Annotated in this window: 19 protein-coding genes; 18 read left to right on the top strand and 1 reads right to left on the bottom strand. The window is 38.2% G+C overall.

All coding sequences use genetic code 11. The annotated features are described in order from the left end of the window. Window positions 1-12: 12 nt before the first annotated feature. The 18 genes from QFZ87_RS23075 to QFZ87_RS22990 all read left to right on the top strand — a co-directional run bounded on the left by QFZ87_RS23075 (window position 13) and on the right by QFZ87_RS22990 (window position 18426). Window positions 13-1788, top strand: a complete 1776-nt coding sequence (locus tag QFZ87_RS23075; RefSeq protein ID WP_309866766.1) for a LytS/YhcK type 5TM receptor domain-containing protein — start codon at window positions 13-15, stop codon at window positions 1786-1788. Next, a complete protein-coding gene (locus QFZ87_RS23070) occupies window positions 1766-2506 on the top strand; it encodes a LytR/AlgR family response regulator transcription factor (RefSeq protein ID WP_309868060.1) in 741 nt (246 codons plus the stop codon). Before QFZ87_RS23075 ends, QFZ87_RS23070 begins: the two co-directional genes overlap by 23 nt. Window positions 2507-2622: 116 nt before the next feature. Then, window positions 2623-4416 (top strand): carbon starvation protein CstA, encoded by a 1794-nt coding sequence (gene cstA / locus QFZ87_RS23065; RefSeq protein ID WP_309866763.1) that lies wholly within the window; start codon window positions 2623-2625, stop codon window positions 4414-4416. 298 nt (window positions 4417-4714) lie between these two features. Next, complete coding sequence (bcaP, locus tag QFZ87_RS23060) at window positions 4715-6130, top strand: branched-chain amino acid transporter BcaP (RefSeq protein ID WP_309866761.1); 1416 nt, start codon at window positions 4715-4717, stop codon at window positions 6128-6130. A gap of 174 nt (window positions 6131-6304) precedes the next feature. Beyond that, window positions 6305-7546 (top strand): ATP-binding protein, encoded by a 1242-nt coding sequence (locus QFZ87_RS23055; RefSeq protein ID WP_309866757.1) that lies wholly within the window; start codon window positions 6305-6307, stop codon window positions 7544-7546. Window positions 7547-7746: 200 nt separating this feature from the next. Beyond that, the gene (locus QFZ87_RS23050) at window positions 7747-8907 is read left to right on the top strand and encodes an HD-GYP domain-containing protein (protein WP_309866754.1); all 1161 of its coding nucleotides are present in this window, start codon (window positions 7747-7749) and stop codon (window positions 8905-8907) included. Window positions 8908-9071: 164 nt separating this feature from the next. After that, window positions 9072-10259: a zinc metalloprotease gene (locus QFZ87_RS23045; protein ID WP_309866751.1), complete on the top strand. Its 1188-nt coding sequence runs from the start codon at window positions 9072-9074 to the stop codon at window positions 10257-10259. A gap of 155 nt (window positions 10260-10414) precedes the next feature. After that, window positions 10415-11497, top strand: coding sequence for a hypothetical protein (locus QFZ87_RS23040; protein ID WP_309866748.1), 1083 nt, complete (start codon window positions 10415-10417; stop codon window positions 11495-11497). Next, the gene (locus QFZ87_RS23035) at window positions 11484-13652 is read left to right on the top strand and encodes a molybdopterin oxidoreductase family protein (RefSeq protein WP_309866745.1); all 2169 of its coding nucleotides are present in this window, start codon (window positions 11484-11486) and stop codon (window positions 13650-13652) included. The genes QFZ87_RS23040 and QFZ87_RS23035 overlap by 14 nt, the downstream gene beginning before the upstream one ends. Further along, a complete protein-coding gene (locus QFZ87_RS23030) occupies window positions 13653-14213 on the top strand; it encodes a 4Fe-4S dicluster domain-containing protein (protein WP_007086371.1) in 561 nt (186 codons plus the stop codon). Between the two features lie 11 nt (window positions 14214-14224). Next, window positions 14225-14749, top strand: coding sequence for a QcrA and Rieske domain-containing protein (locus QFZ87_RS23025; RefSeq protein ID WP_309866740.1), 525 nt, complete (start codon window positions 14225-14227; stop codon window positions 14747-14749). Next, complete coding sequence (locus QFZ87_RS23020; protein ID WP_309866737.1) at window positions 14739-14930, top strand: hypothetical protein; 192 nt, start codon at window positions 14739-14741, stop codon at window positions 14928-14930. Before QFZ87_RS23025 ends, QFZ87_RS23020 begins: the two co-directional genes overlap by 11 nt. Next, window positions 14923-15234, top strand: coding sequence for a hypothetical protein (locus QFZ87_RS23015; protein WP_309866735.1), 312 nt, complete (start codon window positions 14923-14925; stop codon window positions 15232-15234). The genes QFZ87_RS23020 and QFZ87_RS23015 overlap by 8 nt, the downstream gene beginning before the upstream one ends. Next, complete coding sequence (locus tag QFZ87_RS23010; RefSeq protein ID WP_309866731.1) at window positions 15221-15502, top strand: hypothetical protein; 282 nt, start codon at window positions 15221-15223, stop codon at window positions 15500-15502. Before QFZ87_RS23015 ends, QFZ87_RS23010 begins: the two co-directional genes overlap by 14 nt. 43 nt (window positions 15503-15545) lie before the next feature. Then, window positions 15546-16214 carry a sensor histidine kinase gene (locus QFZ87_RS23005; RefSeq protein ID WP_309866728.1) on the top strand — a complete coding sequence of 223 codons (669 nt, stop codon included), beginning with the start codon at window positions 15546-15548 and terminating at the stop codon, window positions 16212-16214. 13 nt (window positions 16215-16227) lie between these two features. Next, the gene (locus QFZ87_RS23000) at window positions 16228-16881 is read left to right on the top strand and encodes a response regulator (RefSeq protein ID WP_308080928.1); all 654 of its coding nucleotides are present in this window, start codon (window positions 16228-16230) and stop codon (window positions 16879-16881) included. A 15-nt stretch (window positions 16882-16896) separates the two neighbouring features. Next, window positions 16897-17349 (top strand): GAF domain-containing protein, encoded by a 453-nt coding sequence (locus tag QFZ87_RS22995; RefSeq protein ID WP_309866721.1) that lies wholly within the window; start codon window positions 16897-16899, stop codon window positions 17347-17349. Window positions 17350-17364: 15 nt separating this feature from the next. Continuing rightward, the gene (locus tag QFZ87_RS22990; protein ID WP_309866718.1) at window positions 17365-18426 is read left to right on the top strand and encodes a PAS domain-containing sensor histidine kinase; all 1062 of its coding nucleotides are present in this window, start codon (window positions 17365-17367) and stop codon (window positions 18424-18426) included. Window positions 18427-18465: 39 nt separating this feature from the next. On the opposite strand, the gene QFZ87_RS22985 is transcribed toward QFZ87_RS22990, so the two are convergent. Next, complete coding sequence (locus QFZ87_RS22985) at window positions 18466-20121, bottom strand: glutamine--tRNA ligase/YqeY domain fusion protein (RefSeq protein WP_309866715.1); 1656 nt, start codon at window positions 20119-20121, stop codon at window positions 18466-18468. Between the last annotated feature and the right edge of the window lie 106 nt (window positions 20122-20227).

Here is a 20227-nt window from a genome sequence, read left to right as displayed (position 1 = left end):
GGGTGAGATCCTATGGTTGAATTATTACCTCTCATGCTGGAACGTGTAGGGATTTTAATTATTGTTGCTTTCGTCCTTTCGAGGATGAAGTCATTTCGTCAAATAATTCATAATGAGCATGACCTTTCTGCAAAGGTAGTTATGATTATTATATTTGGAACTTTTGGGGTTATTAGTAACTATACGGGTGTAAGAATTGGACATGGGACCATTACATCCCAAGAATGGCTCACTAATATGGATAGTGAAAGTGCCATTGCGAATACCAGAATCATGGGAGTCACGATTGGCGGCTTATTAGGTGGTCCTATCGTTGGCATTGGAGTGGGCTTGATTGCCGGCTTGCATCGGTTAACTTTAGGTGGCTTTACTGCTACCGCCTGTGCTATTTCTACTATTTCTGCTGGAATTGTAACCGGGTTTTTAAGTAAACGCTTTAATGTTCAAGAAGGATTATCACCATGGAAAGCAGTTATGATTGGAATAACCATGGAATTTGCTCAAATGGGGGTCATTCTTTTACTGGCAAAGCCATATGAGGAAGCACTCCATCTTGTGGAGGTCATCGCTTTTCCTATGATTGCTATTAATGGTTTTGGAACACTTCTGTTTGTGTTAATTATTCAGGAGATCCTTCAAGAACAGGAGCGTACACGCGCGCTACAAACACATAAGGCATTATACATTGCCAATCAGACGCTTCCGTTTTTTCGGCAAGGTTTAAATGTAGATTCCTGTACTAAAGCGGCAGAAATTATCTTAAATTGGACAAACGCTGATGCCATTTCCATTACGGATCAGTCTCATGTTCTTGCCCATGTAGGGGCTGCTTCCGATCACCATATCCCATTAGGAAACATGGCGACAGAATTAACAAAAAAGGTACTTGAACAAGGACACATAACGATTGCAAAAACAGCAAAGGAAATTCAATGTTTTAATCATAGCTGTCCATTAGAAGCGGCTATTGTATTACCCCTTCAGGTCCATACGAAAACAGTAGGGACGTTGAAACTGTATTTCACTGATTCGAGGAAACTTGATCGGGTTGAGCAAGAGCTTGCAGAAGGTCTAGGGAAACTTTTCTCGGTTCAATTAGAAATGGCAGAATTAGAAGTACAAAGAAGATTATTAAAGGATGCAGAGATAAAAGCTTTACAAGCACAGGTTCATCCTCATTTCCTGTTTAACGCAATCAATACGATTTCTAGTCTTATTCGAACGGACACAGATAAAGCTAGAAGTCTATTAATTAAACTGAGTACCTTTTTCCGCAGCAATCTTCAAGGAGCTCGGCAGATGTTAATCCCACTTGAAAAAGAATTGGAACATGTGGAGGCCTATTTAACCATTGAGCAGGCTCGTTTTCCCGATCGCTACAAAGTCGATTTGGATATTGACTCAGCTCTACAGAAGGTCCTTATTCCTCCTTTTACCCTGCAGCCGCTTGTTGAAAACGCCATACGTTATGCGTTCCCAAAAGCAAAACATGGTACAGTAAAGGTTAGGGCTTTTCAAGAAGGTGACTTGATGGTTCTCTTAACTGAGGATAATGGAAAGGGAATTCCACCTGAACGGCTTGGGACACTTGGTAACCAAACGATTGAATCTGCGCAAGGCACAGGAACCGCACTGTGGAATATAAAAAAAAGAATAGAAGAAATTTATGGGCATTCAGCTTCTTTTCATATTGAAAGTAAACTAGAGGTTGGGACAAAGGTATGGATTAAGCTGCCATTAACGCAGCAGAAGTGGGGTGAGGATGTTGTTACGAGCGTTTATCGTTGATGATGAACCATTGGCCAGGGATGAGCTTGCCTATCTTTTAAAACGAAGTAAACAGGTGGAATTAGCTGGTGAAGCGAGCGGAGTGGAAGAAGCGTTAGATAAATTAGAAAACCTCGATATTGACGTGGTTTTTCTAGATATTCAGCTTGCTGATGAAAGCGGAATGGAGATTGCCAGCCGTATCAATAAACTGGAATACCCTCCACTGATTGTATTTGCCACTGCATATGATGAGTATGCTTTAAAGGCATTTGAATTAAATGCGGCTGATTATATATTAAAACCTTTTGATGAAAAAAGGGTGCAGCAAACTATTGAAAAGCTGTTGAAGCTTTTGGGGAGCAAAGAGCCAAATATTCCAATTCCATCAAAGGCGAGCTTATTTTCAAACACGGAAAAACTGGCTCTAACAGTTGATGAGAAAATTATATTAGTAAACGTTAATGACATCCTGTATATCAGCACAAATGAGGGCAAAACAATCATCGCAACTAGAAAACAAAAGTACGTAGTGAATGAACCTTTAGTTACATTTGAGAGGAAACTACAAAACTCTCAAATTATTCGTGTCCATCGGTCGTATTTAGTCAGCATTAACTCAATTATAGAGATTGAGCCCTGGTTTAATTCTACCTATAATCTGATCATGTCAGACGGGGAGAAGATTCCGGTCAGCAGAACGTATACAAAAGAATTGAAACAGCTGCTTGGTTTTTAAGCAGCTGTTTTTTGCATTTCAAGTCTATATTTCTACCTTTCATCCTGAAAACTCTATGTTAGCGTTTTCTTAAAGTATGATAATAGCAGAAAGAAACAAATAGGGAGGCTGAAGAAATGAATGCGGTTTCAATTGTAATCGGTTCCATTTGTATTTTAATGATTGCTTATCGCTTATATGGTACTTTCATGACAGCTAAGGTTTTAAAGTTAGATGATTCAAAACCTACACCTGCACATGAGTTAAATGATGGAAAGGACTACGTTCCAACAAATAAATGGGTCACATTCGGTCACCACTTTGCGGCAATTGCGGCAGCTGGGCCACTGGTAGGACCTATTCTCGCTGCTCAGTTCGGATATTTACCAGGTTTACTCTGGCTATTAATTGGTGCGGTTATTGGGGGTGCAGTCCATGATGCGGTTGTACTTTTTGCATCCATGCAGAAAAAAGGAAAATCTTTATCAGAGGTAGCAAAAGAAGAACTCGGACCAGTTGCTGGTTTTTGTACAGGACTTGCCATGTTGTTTATTATCACGATCACAATGGCTGGACTTTCGATGGTTGTCCTTCATGCCCTTGAAAATAATCCATGGGGTACGTTCTCTGTGGGAATCACGATTCCAATTGCGATGTTCGTTGGGATTGCATATAAGAAAACTGGTAATTTAAAATTAACATCAACAATCGGTTTTATCCTTGTTATGGTTGGCGTTTTTGTGGGCCCATCTATCCAAGAAACGGCTTTAGGTGATTGGTTGACATTAGATACAAAGACATTAGCTATTATTCTACCAATCTATGCTTTCTTTGCAGCCGCATTGCCAGTATGGCTCTTGCTTGCACCACGCGATTATTTAAGCAGTTTTATGAAAATTGGGGTATTTATTGCTCTAATCATTGGTGTTTTCATTATTAATCCAAGTATTGAAATGCCTGCATTTACGAAATTCACTTCAGGCGGCGGACCTGTTCTAGGTGGACCCGTTTGGCCATTCATCTCTATCACTATTGCTTGTGGAGCGATTTCAGGATTCCACGCATTTGTTGGCTCAGGAACTACTCCGAAAATGCTAGATCGTTGGTCAGATATTAAGGTTGTAGGTTTTGGAGCGATGTTAGTTGAGTGTGTGGTAGGAATTATGGCTTTAATCGCTGCAACTGCTCTTCAACCAGCTGATTATTTTGCTATTAACTCAACACCAGAAGTATTCAAAACACTTGGAATGAATGTTGTAGAGTTACCGAAGTTAGCGGATGAAATTGGGATTAACCTTGAAGGAAGAACAGGTGGTGCGGTTACATTAGCAGTTGGTATGACATATGTTTTCACAGGTATTCCTTGGTTTGCGAAACTATCATCTTACTTTTTCCAATTTGTCATAATGTTTGAAGCCGTATTTATCTTAACTGCTATTGACTCGGGTACTCGTGTAGCACGTTATTTAATTCAGGACTTTTTCGGAGAGTTTTATAAGCCGTTAAAGAAAACAGACTGGCTTCCAGGTTCCATCTTTGCTAGTGCGTTAGCATGTTTCATGTGGGGATACTTACTATTCTCAGGTGACATCGGATCTGTTTGGGCACTGTTTGGAGTTTCCAATCAGTTGATGGCATCAATCGGTCTTATTGTGGGGGCAACCGTAATTCTGAGAATAGCAGATAAACGACGTTATATGCTTACCTGCCTCATCCCGCTTTCCTATTTATTTGTTACGGTAAATTATGCTGGATATTGGATGGTCAAAAATGTCTACCTTAATTCAGCAGCAGCGGGCTATAGTGTATTAAATGGAATCCTATCCATTATTATGCTGGCGCTTGGAGTCATAATAATGGTGACAGCTATTAAGAAATGGATTAATATGTGGAACTCTCCACGGGTTCAACTTGAAACAAAAGTAGCTTAATAGATTCGTACAAAAAGGATGATATGGAGGGGAATTTCCCTTTGTATCATCTTTTTTTGCTTGGATAGAGTTAATTTAACTTTATTGATATAGTGTAAATATTTTGGGAAATAGTTAATAATTTGTTTGCTGATAAATAAATGGGACCATTGTAAGTGATTTACAAGGAATTATTTTCAAATTATTTTATTTTTCAAAATATACTGCTTTTTGTGTAAAATAAATATATTATTTCGATATATATTTTTTAAGTATTTTTTTCAGAAAATTTAATTAGTTGTTTCCAGGGGGATTACCTATGAATTTATTTAGAAAGAAGTCGATTCAGGCTCTTATTCAAGAAGCCGGTCAGAAAGATGTGACCTTAAAAAAGGAACTTGGAGCCTTTGATTTATCTATGCTCGGTATTGGAGCAATTATTGGTACGGGAATCTTTGTTCTAACAGGAGTCGCGGCTGCTGAACATGCGGGGCCTGCATTAATCCTTTCCTTCATATTATCTGGGTTGGCATGTGTATTTGCTGCACTTTGTTATGCGGAATTCGCTTCAACTGTTCCTGTGTCAGGGAGTGCGTATACGTATAGTTATGCTACCTTTGGAGAGCTCATTGCCTGGATCTTAGGTTGGGATTTAATTTTAGAATATGGACTCGCTTCATCTGCAGTTGCGAGCGGCTGGTCTGGTTATTTTCAAGGACTGCTTGCAGGTTTCGGAATTCATTTCCCCAAAGCCTTAACCAGTGCTTACGATCCAGCAAACGGAACATTTATCGATGTTCCAGCTATTATTATTGTTTTTGTTATTACTCTACTATTAACACAAGGTGTAAAAAAATCAGCTCGGTTTAACACGATTATGGTAATTATTAAGTTAGTTGTCGTACTTTTATTTATTGGTGTTGGTGTATGGTATGTGAAGCCAGGAAACTGGACTCCATTTATGCCGTTTGGTTTTTCCGGTGTAACAACTGGTGCGGCAACTGTATTCTTTGCCTATATTGGCTTTGATGCGGTTTCTACTGCAGCCGAGGAAGTAAAAAATCCACAGAAAAATATGCCGATTGGGATTATCGCTTCCTTGCTTGTATGTACTGTTCTATATATCATTGTTTCTGCAATTTTAACGGGAATTGTTCCTTACCAACAGCTTGACGTGAAAAACCCGGTTTCATTTGCACTTAACTATATCCATCAAGATTGGGTGGCAGGCTTTATTTCACTTGGAGCCATTGCGGGGATTACTACTGTATTACTTGTTATGCTTTATGGGCAATCACGTTTATTTTATGCCATCAGCCGTGACGGATTATTGCCAAAGTTTTTCTCAAAAGTAGATAAAAAGAAGCAAGCACCAACTGTTAATTCATGGATTACTTGTTTATTGGTTTCTTTCTTTGCTGGTTTAGTCCCATTAGGAAGACTGGCGGAGCTAGTAAATATGGGTATCTTATTTGCTTTTATGACGGTTTCAATTGGAATCTTATATCTTCGGAAAAATAAACAAGCACCAAAAACAGGCTTCCGTGTCCCGTTTGTTCCATATATTCCGATTCTTGCCTTCGTTTTCTGTGGATATTTAGCTTTACAGCTGCCAGCAGTATCATGGAAAAGCTTTGGCGTTTGGCTTGTAATTGGATTGTTTGTCTACTTTGGATATGGGCGTAAGCACTCAACCTTGAATATTTCTAGTAATCAATTGAGAAAAGTAAGTTAAATATTTTTAATGTGCAGGGCCTGCAATTGTTTGCGGGTCCTTTTGTTACGTTTTATCGAAAAATGTCGAAATTTAGCGTTGTTTTTTGGATTTATTGTCAAATTATTGGAGGAAAGATGATAAAATAGAATTAAGTATGATTGAACTATATTTAGATCTCGAGGGAGTAACAAAATGAAAGAAAGCATCAAGAATCCGCAATTAATAATGGAAGAAAGGAAAGCTGTTAAGTTATTTTTATGGTCGTTTTATATCGTTTATTTTTCTTTTGATATTCTTGTATACTACATATTACCTAAAACTCTAAAAAGTGAAAAAATGGGGAGTCCTGTGGAAGGACTGGGTTATTGGATTTATGTGTTTTTATTCATTCTTTTACCGATAGCGATATGGATTGCTAAAAAAGGAAATCTATATCTAGTAAAATATATTTATATTTATAGCTATTTAGGTATAGATTTTATTAACACTTTACTGATCTACGTAGGTAATCCTAAACATTATACCAGTGGGCATATTATAGAGGTTTTATTTGTTCTCTTTTGCCCGATTTTTGTGAGCAAAAGGTATTTTTGGACAGCTTCTTTAGGGATGATAGGAAAATATATAATCTTAGGATTGATTCTGCATGATCTTCAGGTGTTCATTTCTATAATTATATATTTAATTTTATCAGGAATTGCATATGTTATGCTGATTCGGTTTTACTCGTATATAAAATCCTTAACCAATGTACACGATGAGCTTCGCAAAAAAGAAAAGTTAGCTGTTATTGGACAAATGGCTGCGGCGATTGGTCATGAAATACGGAATCCTCTTGCATCTCTAAAAGGATTTACCCAACTACAGCAAGAGAGATACCCAAATACAAACGATTTCTATCCCATTATGATACAAGAAATTGATCGGATTAACTCTATTGTTAATGATTTAATGTACATTGGCAAACCTAGAGCTATCAAATTCGAAAAAGCTAGTATTGAGGAAATCATCGCTTATACACTATCAATCACTCAGCAACAAGCAGAGAGACAGGGTATTACAGTAGAGACAATTATGGCGGGACCGCTACCTCCGATTGATTGTGATAGTAAACAACTAAAACAAGTATTCTTAAACTTGATTAAAAATGCGATTGAGTCAATGCCTGATGGAGGATGTTTAAAAATAAACGTAAAGGTAATAGAAAAGCTGAAAATGTACATTTCTGTTCAGGATGAAGGATGTGGAATTAAAGAAGAGAACATTCTTAACTTAGGAGAACCATTTTTTACGACAAAAAAAGATGGTACGGGACTAGGCTTAATGGTAACTAATCAAATAGTTAAAGAACACTTAGGAGAACTTAATATCCAAAGTGAACCTGAAAAAGGGACATCCGTGGAAGTGATTTTACCCATTAATCATTATCTATAAGTAAGTAAAGGGATTTGAAGTAAATGGCAATATTATACAAAATTTAATAAAATATTTCTTTTTTATACATAAATCTTGTTGATTTCCTTGTATTTAAATGAATGTAAATGTTTTATAATGTAGGAAAGTGTCAAAAAAGTATCTGTATTTAGTGAGATTTATTTTATTAAACTATGACTACCTTTATGAGAGGTTTACTAATGAAAAAATTGATAGATCCTAACATAAGAAATGAAGAAGCCCAGACGTTAAAATGGTTTTTAGTTTTATTTTATATAATAACTATATCCTTTGATATAGTTTATAATTTCCTCACACCTAAAGATGATACTACAGGGAAAATATTTTACTGGGTATATTTATTTATGTTTGCATTAATCCCAGTAGCGCAATACCTTATTAAAAAGCAAAAATCATACTATGTAAAATATATCTATTTTAGTAGTTATATACTAATCACAATTATAAACGAAATCATTACTTATAGTGGTCACGAAAATGTCTATAAGGGTGGTAGTGCAGGAGAAATTTACTGGCTATTACTATCACCTATTTTTGTAAGTAAGCCATTTATGATAGTTGCTTCAGTTGGATTACTTTTGAAATATGTTTTTATTGGATTAGTTATCAAACCCCCAATTGTATACTTAGCAATTTTACTAGTGAGTACGTTATCAGTATTCTCATTTGTCCTATTAACACGTTTTCAAGCCTATGTAAATGCAATAAAAGCATCGTATGATCAACAGCTTACTGGTATTGTAAAGGGAGTAATAGCTACTCTTGAGCTTAAAGACCCTTATACAAGAGGCCATAGTGAACGTGTGGCGAGCTATGCTCTTGAACTAGCAAGAGTCACTGAGAGATATTCGGAAGAAGAGTTAAAGTCTTTTGAATTTGCTTGTCTACTTCATGATATTGGGAAGATTCATATTCCAGATCAAATCTTGATGAAACCTACGAAGCTTACAACAGAAGAATATGAAATTATTAAATCTCATACAAATGTTGGAGCAGAAGCAGTATCAAAAGTTATTCAATTAAATAGTAGTATCGAAGTTATTCGCTCACACCATGAACGTTGGGATGGAAAGGGCTACCCAGATCAATTAAAAGGGAAGGATATTCCATTTCTTGCCCGTGTTGCAGCGGTAGCCGATGCCTTTGATGCAATGACATCCAATAGATCTTATAGAAACGCATTATCTGTTGATGAAGCTTACAAACGAATAGTAGATGGTAGAGGCACTCAGTTTGATCCTGAATTAGTGGATTTATTTCAACAGACTTATCCAGTATGGAAAAAACTCCATGATAAATCTGTTAAAGAGATAAATAAAGAAAATGCAATTGTTAAGTAAACAACTAATTTAAGGAGGTGATTTCCTTGAAAATCCGAAAATTAAAAAGGATTAAGGTGACGGGTTGTTGGATTTGTTTTTGGGGATAAATTTTTTACAGGATGCTAGCAATAATCATAGCATCCTGTTTTTATTATAGATTACTAGTTAGGAACGGTGTTTAAATGGGAGTGACACTTAGTTCGATTCTTACATTAGTCCCTATTGAGATAAGGGAAGAGAAAAAACACTTTATCGTAGAAAATATTAATTCCGGTGAATATTTTGAAATGCCGAAGATTTGTATTGATGCAATAACTTTAATAAATAACGGTGAATCATTAGGGGATATCGAGCGAGTTCTTAAAGTAAAATATCCAAACGAAGAAGTAGACCTAATCGCTTTTGCAGAACAACTTTTAGATCTCCAACTCATTGCTGAAATTGATGGAGTTAAAGTCACTTTACCAGAAAAGAAAAAAGAACATTTAGGTTTTCAGTGGATTTCACCTAATGTGGGGAAATTCTTTTTTAAAAAGATTGCCCTGCTTATTTACGCAGGATTATTTATCCTAAATATAGCTTTTCTGTTATCCAAACCAAGTCTTTTCCCTCATTACAAGGATATCTTCATCTTTGATTACATGGTATTAAATATCATAACGTGGCTTTTGGTGACATTTTGTACCGTGCTTATCCATGAATTCGGTCATATTCTAGCAATGAGGGCATATAATCTCCCTGCTAGATTAGAGGTAGGCCATCGGTTAATACTAGTCGTTCTTGAGACAGATATGTCTTCCGTTTGGAAACTGCCATCTAAAAGTCGAAATGTTTTATATCTAGCTGGACTTTGTTTTGATATGGTTATACTTTTCTTTGCCTTGGTTAGTCAGGTGATTTTTACAAATGGATCAGGGATTTTCCGAAGTATCATGTCGCTCGTAGTATTAGATACCTTTATTCGTCTCGTATACCAATGCTGTATTTACATGAAAACAGATCTATACTACGTCTTTGAAAATGTAACTGGCTGTTATAACCTGATGGAAAATGCCCAACAGATGATTAAAAGATGGTTTCCTTTTCTTAAATCCCAGAAAACGGAAGAAGTTGTTTTCGAAGGGGAAAGAAGGATGATCTTCACCTACTCCATTTTTTATTTCATTGGCGTAGTTCTAACGCTCAGCTTATATGTTGTTTTTTATGTTCCACAATTATTGTTTGCCGTGAAGAGGGTTATGCCAGGCTACATGGAAGGGCCGACTTCTCTTCCGTTTTGGGATGCAACACTATTCACAGTGCAAATGTTAATTGGCTTGATCTTGTTAATTTATTCTTGGAGGAAAAAATATCTTCTTCGAGAGCGATAATTCTTCTTTGTGACAGACTTTTGTCTAAAATGTTTTTTTTAGGGGTTTTTTCCCCCCATGATAGGGGAGTTCCCCTATATAGATAACACTGCTGTTTTTCTTACAATTAGAGTAAGAAAACGGAAGTGTTATTTTTTTTATAGGAGGAACTCCAAATGCAAGCGAATATCTCAACGACTAAAAATCAAGGACGTTCGGTCAATGATGCTTTTGCATCACATTTTGCTAAATCAATGTTTTTAACGGTTGTCGGACTTTTGATTTTAACCTTTATCGGCACAAGAATGTTTACACATGTCGACTTAAATCTATATGGATATATGATGGGAACGATCGTATTTATCGGCGGTTTCTTCTACCGCTTTATTGCTTGGGGCGAAAGACCACCAACTAAAATTTTTATTAAAAAGGGCTTGAAGCTCATTTTTAGAAAAAGCACACCTAAAACAGCTGTAAGCCACTTAGCGATTTATGATTTCATTCGTAATCGGGGAATTTACCGCTGGGTGCAACATATATTAATAGGCTGGGGCTGTGTGCTTGCTTGCCTTGTCACTTTCCCACTCGTCTTTAGCTGGATGTACTTCACAATGGAAGACAATGGCTACTATACAATTGTGTTATTCGGAATGAATATTATGCAGGTTAAGGCAGATGGAATCATTGCCTGGTTATCCTATAATGCGTTAAATATTGCAGCGATTATGGTTACAGCTGGTGTTTGCATGGCACTTTACCGCCGTATGAGAAATATGCAGGCAAGAGCGGAACAAAAGTTTATGTACGATTTCTTGCCACTGTATCTATTATTGTTTATTTCTATTACTGGACTTTTATTAACAGTCCAAAACGTATTTCTACATGGCTGGATGCAGCCACAGATGTCACTCATTCACCAATTCTCAGTCATCGTTACTTTAATCTACCTGCCGTTTGGAAAGCTTGCTCATATTCCTTTCCGTCCAATGAGCGTGTTTGCAAGAAACTACCGTGAACATTATGGAGAACAACATATGAAAGAATGTAAGGTATGCGGAGAGAAGTTTGTATCAGTTGAACAATCAAACGATGTGATCCAAGTATTGGGAGTCAATGAGATGGAATTCAATATGAAGGATGGCTTCAATCTTGCAGAATTATGTCTTCCATGTCGTAGAAAATATCGTATTTCAAGATTCTCAGGATTCGCAACGCACCAAGTGAAGGTCAAGGAGGCAAATCAGAATGCAAAGGGATAAGTTTTTTAAAGAAATAGAGAATGTACGTCATCCAAATGAAACACTCGTAAAAACACACTGCAGCTACTGTGGAATGCAATGTGGGATGAATTTACGTGTAAATACAAAAACAAACAAGATTATAGGGGTTGAACCACGTTATGATTGGCCGGTAACAGTTGGAAAGATGTGTCCTAAAGGGGTAACGGCTTACCAACAAACAAATCATGATGATCGGATATTAAAACCATTAATTAGAGACGATGCTTCCTTAAAAGGGACAAAAGAAGGCTTCCGGGAAGCAACTTGGGATGAAGCTTATGATTTAATTGCGAAAAAGTTCGGCGAGCTACAAGAAAACTACGGGAAAGATACATTATCTGTTTTTAGTGGTGTATCCATGACCAATGAAAAATGTTATTTAACTGGAAAATTCGCCCGTGTGGCTATGCAAACACGCTACATTGATTACAATGGCCGATTCTGTATGTCTAGTGCGGCAGGTGGCTTCCTACGTTCTTTCGGAGTGGATCGTGGTTCGACTCTACCATGGACAGATATTCACGAAACAGATTGCTTGTTTATTGCTGGTAGTAACACGGCTGAATGCCATCCGACTTCGATGTTCCGTGTATGGAATGTACAGGAAAGAGGCGGGTACATCATTGTGGTCGATCCTCGAGAAACACCAATTGCAAGAAGAGCGGATGTCCACTTAGACCTACGACCAGGAACAGACTTAGCGCTTGCAAACGGAATCTTAAATTTATTGATTAAAAATGGATATGCAGATGAAGAATTTGTTAACAACCATACAAATGGTTTTGAAGAAACAAAAGAATTAGTGAAAGAATTCACTCCTGAATATACAAGTCAGATTACTGGTGTTGCACCGGAGAAAATTATTAAAGCAGCTGAAATTTACGGAAAAGCTCCAAATGCCGTTGTCATGTTTGCTCGTGGAATTGAACAGCAGCATAAGGGTGTGGATAATGTTTCAGCATACACAAACATGGCGCTTGTCACTGGAAAAATTGGCCGTCCGAAATCAGGTGTCGCGACCTTTACTGGTCAGGGAAATGGTCAAGGTGGCCGTGAGCATGGACAGAAGTCAGATTTACTTCCTGGCTATCGCAAACTGACGAATCCAAAACACGTTGAAGAAGTATGCCAGGTTTGGGGTATCACTCCTGAAGAAATGCCACAGCCAGGTGTTTCAGCTTATGAAATGTTTGAATTAATGGAGCAAAAAGCAATTCGCGGTTTGTATCTGCTTTGTTCAAATCCAGCAGTTTCTGCACCGAATCAAAATTTTGTCCGTAAAGCATTAAAAGGATTAGATTTCATGGTGTGTTCAGATTTCTACCTTTCCGAGTCTGCAGAATATGCCGATGTTATTCTCCCAAGCGTTACTTGGTCAGAGGATGAAGGCACGGTAACCAATATTGAAGGTCGTATTATTAAAATTAATAAAGCACAAGAGCCTCTTGGGGAATCGAAGCCAGATTGGCAAATTCAAGCAGAGCTTGCTGAGCGTCTTGGAAGAGGCAAGTATTTCTCTCATTTGAAAACGGCAAGAGATGTCGCCGATGAGTTCCGGTTAGCATCAAAAGGTGGCTATGCCGATTATTACGGAGCAACATGGGATAAGATCGAAAAGCAAGACGGTGTTTTTTGGCCTTGTAAAGATGAAAATGACAAAGGAACACCACATATGTTTTTAGATAAAAAATTCTATCATCCAGATGGAAAGGCGAAAATTTGTGCTCTTCCATACCGCCCACCAGCGGAAGAACCAGATGAAGAATATCCATTGCGTTTAACAACAGGTCGTGTGGTCTACCACTATTTATCTGGGAATCAAACAAGAAGAATTCAGTTCTTACGTGATATGTGCCCAGAGCCATTTGTTGAGGTACATCCGGAAACAGCAGTAAAATACAATATTAATCATGAAGAATATGTTCGTCTCTTTACACGCAGAGGAGAAGCTGAATATAAAGTGAAAGTCACTGAAGCCATTAGAAAAGATACAGTTTTTGTCCCGTATCATTGGGGCCATGATAAATCTATTAATCTGTTAACCATTGCCGCCCTTGACCCAATATCACGGATGCCGGAGTTCAAGGCTTGTGCCGCACAGATTGAAAAACTAGACATAAAGAAGGTGCAGTAAATGAAAAAGAGGCTTTATTTAGAACTTGAAAACTGTATAGGATGCCGCTCTTGTTTGGCGGCGTGTACACAGTGCGGAGGACATGAGGAACGTAACCGTAACTATGTTTACGATGTGAACCCACTTGTTAACCGCCAAACGATGCCTCTTATGTGCCTTCACTGTGTGAATCCAGCATGTGCAAGAAGCTGTCCGGCACAAGCCATTCAAATTCACGAAACAGGTGCCGTACTATCGGCTCTTGTGGAAAAATGTATTGGCTGTCAAAACTGTACAATTGCCTGCCCATACGGTATACCGAAGTTTGATACCGAGCAGAATTTAATGTATAAGTGCGATCTATGTATTGACCGTACAAAGGATGGCATCCCGCCAATGTGTGCGAGTGTGTGTCCATCTAATACTCTTCAATGGTTAACCGATGAAGAGATTGAAGCAAAACAAAAGCAGTTTAATTTGGATAATGGTAAGTGGGTAACAAGCATGCCTTATTTAGAAGGCGAAACAAACGTAAAAGTGAATCTTCCTGGTATTTTACAGGGCGTCACTAAATTGTTTTAGGAGGGATTAACATGACAGATAAGAATAATAAAATCCCGTTCGAAGAAGATAACTATACTCATAATATAAACCGCAATAACGAAAGAAAATTAGACCGTCGTGGATTTATGAAAACACTGGTTGGCGCTGCTGGAGTATTCGCCGTTTCCTCTCTTCCATGGGGAGTATTAGCAGCAAAAGAATTGAATGGGTTAGGAGACAAAAAATATCCAAAGCAGAAAATTGTTGATGTAAAGGCATTACCAATTGGAGATGCGATTGACTTTGCGTTTCCTGGTGAACATGACAGCGCGATTTTAATCAGACTGTCTGACAATAAATACGTTGCCTACCAAAATGCTTGTACACATCTTCGTTGTCCTGTGTTTTGGAAAAAGGATGAAGGCGAAATGCTATGTCCGTGCCACCATGGTAAATTTGACGTAGAAACGGGTGCGCCAATTGCCGGGCCGCCTAGACGACCACTTCCTGAAATTTATGTAAAAGTGGAAAACGGTACTGTTTATGCCGTGGGGGTGAAGCGTTATGAAGCGTAGTTATATCCCTGTGGCATTTCTACTTGCCGTATTGATGCTCAATATTATTTTTACACAATATATGGTTCATCAATATTTCTATGAAAATTATACAAATACGATTATTGCTGCTGTGATTAACGTAATTTTATTTCCAATCGCAATCCTCATTTATAAAAAAGGTGTGAAGGTCAATGACTAGTGAAACATATATAGATTTTTGTTTCGTCCGTCCGGAAGCAGGCAATTTTAGTACAGAAATTGATGAGTTATTGAAGAGTACCTTTGCAAAAAAACGGTTGAATTGGTTTTTGGAAGAAAAAAAGATAGATGGAGCAGAAATGGTTGTGGCTGAAATTAAAGGGATGAGTGATTGGTCATCCGAGGAGGAAACCATTCAGTACATCGAGGAAAATGCTGGCGAGAAATTTTGGGAGTATCTTCAGGGCTATAAGATGTTCATCTATCCTGTATTGAGAGGGTGTAATAGCTGTGGAACTCATTAAGTTAGAGGATGTCGAACGATTTGTGGGTGTACCTGTTGAAATTGCCATTCAAGACTCCGAGGGTGGAGATCAAGCTCCAACGGTCAAAAAAACAGTGAAAAAAGTGCAATATTGTCCAGATGGCACTCATATTCGTTACTATTTTGACGATTTCTATTTTCTCGCAGTTCCGTTAGCAAGTGAGGTAAGTCAGTCCGAGAATCAATGGTCTGCATTTGACCAGGAAAGCGGCTTAACATATACAGTAAAAAAGGTTCAGGTCTTTTAAAAAGAACCTGCCTTTTTTTATAAGGAAAAGTAGGAGGTGCAAAATGGATCAATTGAGATCAAAACAGCAGCAGATCAGCTCATATATTATTCAGTCACAAGAAGAAGAAATTAAACGAATCGCATTGGAGCTGCACGAAGGCGTCGGACAAAATCTGTATAGTATATTTACCGGGTTACAGTATATTGAAACAGGTGCAAACGAACCGTTCCTGAAAAATTATGTCCGCGAAATGTCGCAGTTGATAGAGAAGACAATCCAGGAAATAAGGCTGCTGTCTGTGGAATTGCATCCGCCTACCCTAACCACTCTCGGTTTACTTTCCGCAATGAAGAGCTATATTAAATTATATACTTCCACCTTTGGAATTCTTGTAGACCTAGAATCCACAGGTAAAGAGAAAGACATTCCAGAGAAAACGAGTATTACAGTATTTCGTGTATGCCAAGAGGCGCTTGCGAATATTGCCAAATATGCAGATACCTGCAATGTGAAAATGAATTTTATTTGGTTTGAAGATATGCTAAAAATCACAATTAATGATTATGGCAAAGGATTTCGAACAGAGGAGCATGACGAAAATCATCCATCATCAGGGCTTGAAGCTATGAAAGAAAGAATGCTTCTAACTGGCGGACAGTGTAACATTTCCTCTAAAATAGGAGAAGGAACATGTATAGAACTATCTCTTCCGTTATTAAATAGGGAATAAAGGGGAGCTAAGAGTGATAAGAATCCTGCTGGTTGATGACCATGCTGTAGTTCGAATGGGCTTAAAAATGCTACTAAACACAAATCCAGAAATGGAAGTGATTGGTGAAGCATCGGAAGGTAATGAAGGGATCAAAAAAGCCCTGAAGCTTAATCCAGATGTTGTTGTCATGGATTTGAGTATGCCTCATGGAAAAGATGGGCTCTCGGCAACTACAGAATTAAAAAAGCAAAAGCCTGAGATCAACATTTTAATCTTAACGATGCACGATGATGAAGAATACCTCTTTCGTGCCATTCAAGGTGGAGCATCGGGCTGTATTTTAAAAAGTGCCCCTCACGATGAGCTCATGTCAGCCATTGAATCTGTTGCAAAAGGGGATGCGTATCTTCATCCGTCTGCAACGAAGCGTTTAATGGAAGAATATTTAAGCAGTATGAAACAAGATGGTAATGACACGTATAATCTTTTATCTGAGCGTGAGAAAGAAGTCTTAACCTTGACGGCCAAAGGGTACGCCAATAAAGAAATTGCGGAACAACTTGTCATCAGCGTGAAAACAGTGGAGACCCATAAAGGCAAATTAATGGAAAAACTTCAGATGAAAACGAGACCTGAACTAGTGGAATATGCAGTTAGAAAAGGGTTGTTAGGCTATGGCATATAAGGAGAATTACGTGAGATGAATGAGATAAAAGAAATTCCCGCGGTGATTGAGGTATGTAATCAGCTATTGACTGCGGTTAATTGCGATTTTGTTGCCCTGGCCCTACAAAATGAAGTGGGTCCTGATGTAAGGTGGCATTATGCATCAGGCAATCTAAATGAGAAATACAAAAGAATAACCGTTCGTTTTGGAAAGGGTATCGCTGGAAAAATTATCTCAAGTGGCAGTCCAATGATGATGACTGATTTTCCAAACGGCATCCTTGGAAAAGTGACCGACCATCCCATTATGCTTGCTGAAAAACTTGTATCCGCCTACGCAGTCCCTTTATTTTTTAATTCTGTTCCAAAAGGGGTATTGCTCATCGGAAATAGAGAATCAACCGTTTTTACTGAAGCTGAGCAGCAAAAGGTATATGATTCCGCAATAACCTTGGAAGAGATATTAAAGGACCAGATCCTATTATAGATGCAGGAGGTAGCTATGGAAAAAGAAATAGACCAGCCTGCAGACAAGCTAGCAGACCTTGAGTTAGAATTAAAACGATCCATGCAGGAATTGGTAGATATAAAGTTTGCTCTGGATGAATCTTCAATCGTTGCCATCACGGATTCACGTGGGACTATTACATATGTAAACGATAAATTCTGCCATATCTCTAAATACTCTAGAGAAGAGTTAATGGGCAATGATCATCGAATCCTAAATTCTGGGTATCATTCTAAGGAATTTTTCAGAGAGATGTGGAGGACCATCGGAAACGGAAACGTTTGGAAGGGTGAAATCTATAATAAGGCGAAAAATGGTGAGTATTATTGGGTAGATACGACCATCGTTCCTTTTTTAAACGAGCAGGGGAAGCCTTACCAATATTTAGCTATTCGCTATGAAGTAACGGCAAGGAAAAGGGTAGAACAGGAACTTCAAAAAATGATGACAACGATTATTGATGTGCAGGAGGAGGAGAGAAAGCGGTTCTCTAGAAACTTGCACGATGGCATCGGACAAAACCTTTACAGTCATCTAATTACGATTAATCGTTTAATGGCTGAACTCGATCATCCATTGCTTCAGCAAATGCAAAAAGAAGCGACTCAATTAATTGAAGAGATTCGCGAGATTTCTTGGGAACTTCGGCCATCAGTCCTTGATGACCTAGGATTAGTGCCAGCGATTCGTTCTTTCCTTTCCCGCTTTTCTGACCATTACAATATTGACGTATATTTTGATTGTGTCTTAAATCGCCGACTCAACATTAATATTGAGCTGACGATTTATCGGATTATTCAGGAGGCACTAACAAATATCAGAAAGTATGCTGAGGTTTCTAAGGCAAAGGTGACAATTAGAGAAATGGATGACCATATCAGGGTGATGATTGAAGACCAGGGTGTAGGCTTCGATAGGAATAATCAGTCCTCTGGGGTGGGACATTTCAGTATGGATGAGCGCGCCCGGTCTGTGAACGGTGAACTGACCATCGTTTCATCACCTGGAAAGGGAACGAAGATTATTTTAGAAGTTCCAATTTTAATAAGCAAATAGAAAAGGCTGACTCCTTACATCTTGGAGTCAGCCTTTATATTATATTTTAAATGAACTCTTCAACGAAACAATTCGGTTAAACACAAGCTTATCTACTGTCGTATGTTTCGGATCCACGTTAAAGTACCCATGTCTAAAGAATTGGAACTTATCCTGTGGTCTGCTCTCTTTCATGTTTGGCTCAACAAAGCCTTGTAACACCTCAAGCGAATTTGGATTGACATGATCAAGGAAAGTTTTTCCTTCATCATTTTCATCCTTATCTGCATCCAAGATGAGTGGCTCGTAAAGGCGGAATTCAGCAGGAACAGCATGAGTAGATTCTACCCAATGAATCGTTCCTTTTACCTTTCTTCCAGTAAATCCTGTTCCACTTTTTGTTTCAGGATCGTACGTGCATCGAAGTTCGACTACTTCACCATTCTCATCCTTAATGACTTCCTGACAGGTAATAAAATAAGCATTTTTGAGGCGGACCTCATTGCCAGGGAACAGACGGAAGTATTTCTTTGGAGGCTCCTCCATAAAATCGTCTTTTTCAATATAAATTTCACGAGAGAATGGGATTTTTCGCATACCCATTTCAGGATTCTCAGGGTTAATTTCCGCATCCAGCAATTCAATTTGACCTTCTGGATAATTGGTGATAACTACCTTCAACGGATTAATGACACCCATCGTACGTGGTACCTTTAATTTTAAATCCTCACGAACAAAATGCTCAAGCATTTGCGAATCAACCGCACCGGAACCCTTATGAATGCCAGTTTCACGAACAAACGCACGAATCGATTCAGGTGTGAAACCTTTGCGTCTCATCCCAGAAATAGTTGGCATTCGCGGGTCATCCCAGCCATCAACAAATCCTTCCTCGACTAGTTGCTTCAGTTTACGTTTACTCATAACTGTATTCGTTACATTCAAACGGCCAAACTCAATTTGCTGTGGTGTGCTTTCCATTTCGCATTGTTCAACCACCCAGTTATAAAGAGGGCGTTGATCCTCAAATTCGATCGTACAAATGGAGTGAGTAACCCCTTCAATCGCATCTTCAAGTGGGTGAGCAAATGCGTACATAGGGTAAATACACCACTTATCACCTGTGTTATGATGGGTCGCATGTGCAATACGGTAAATGACCGGGTCACGTAAATTGATATTTGGTGATGACATATCAATTTTCGCACGAAGAACCTTTTGCCCATTATCATATTCACCCGCACGCATCTTTTCAAATAACTCCAGGTTTTCTTCAATAGAACGGGTACGGTAAGGACTGTCTTTCCCTGGCTCTGTCAATGTTCCACGGTATTCACGAATTTCATCTGCAGACAAGTCATCCACATAGGCTAGTCCTTTTTTAATTAAAAGAACGGCACGATTATACATCTCTTCGAAATAATCGGATGCAAATAATATGTTATCCCATTCGAATCCAAGCCATTTCACATCTTCCTTAATGGAGTTTACATATTCGATATCCTCTTTTAACGGATTGGTATCGTCAAAACGTAGATTAGTCAACCCGTTAAACTCATCTGCCAAGCTAAAGTTAATAAATATGGATTTAGCATGCCCAATATGTAAATAACCGTTCGGTTCTGGCGGAAAACGAGTGACGATTTTATTGTGCTTTCCGGATTCTAAATCTTTTATCATAATATCCTTAATAAAATTTGATGTGTGATTGTCCACCCTTTTCAACCTCTTTCATCTTATCTATTATCTATAAATACCATAAATACTGATATTTTTCCATTGTTCCCAACTATTCTTGCACAAAACTAATTGGTAATAAAAA

Origin of the sequence: Bacillus sp. SLBN-46 (assembly GCF_031453555.1) — a bacterium.
Lineage (GTDB): Bacteria > Bacillota > Bacilli > Bacillales > Cytobacillaceae > Neobacillus.
Note: the sequence above shows the minus strand (reverse complement) of the source record. Positions and strands in the feature narration are given on the sequence as shown.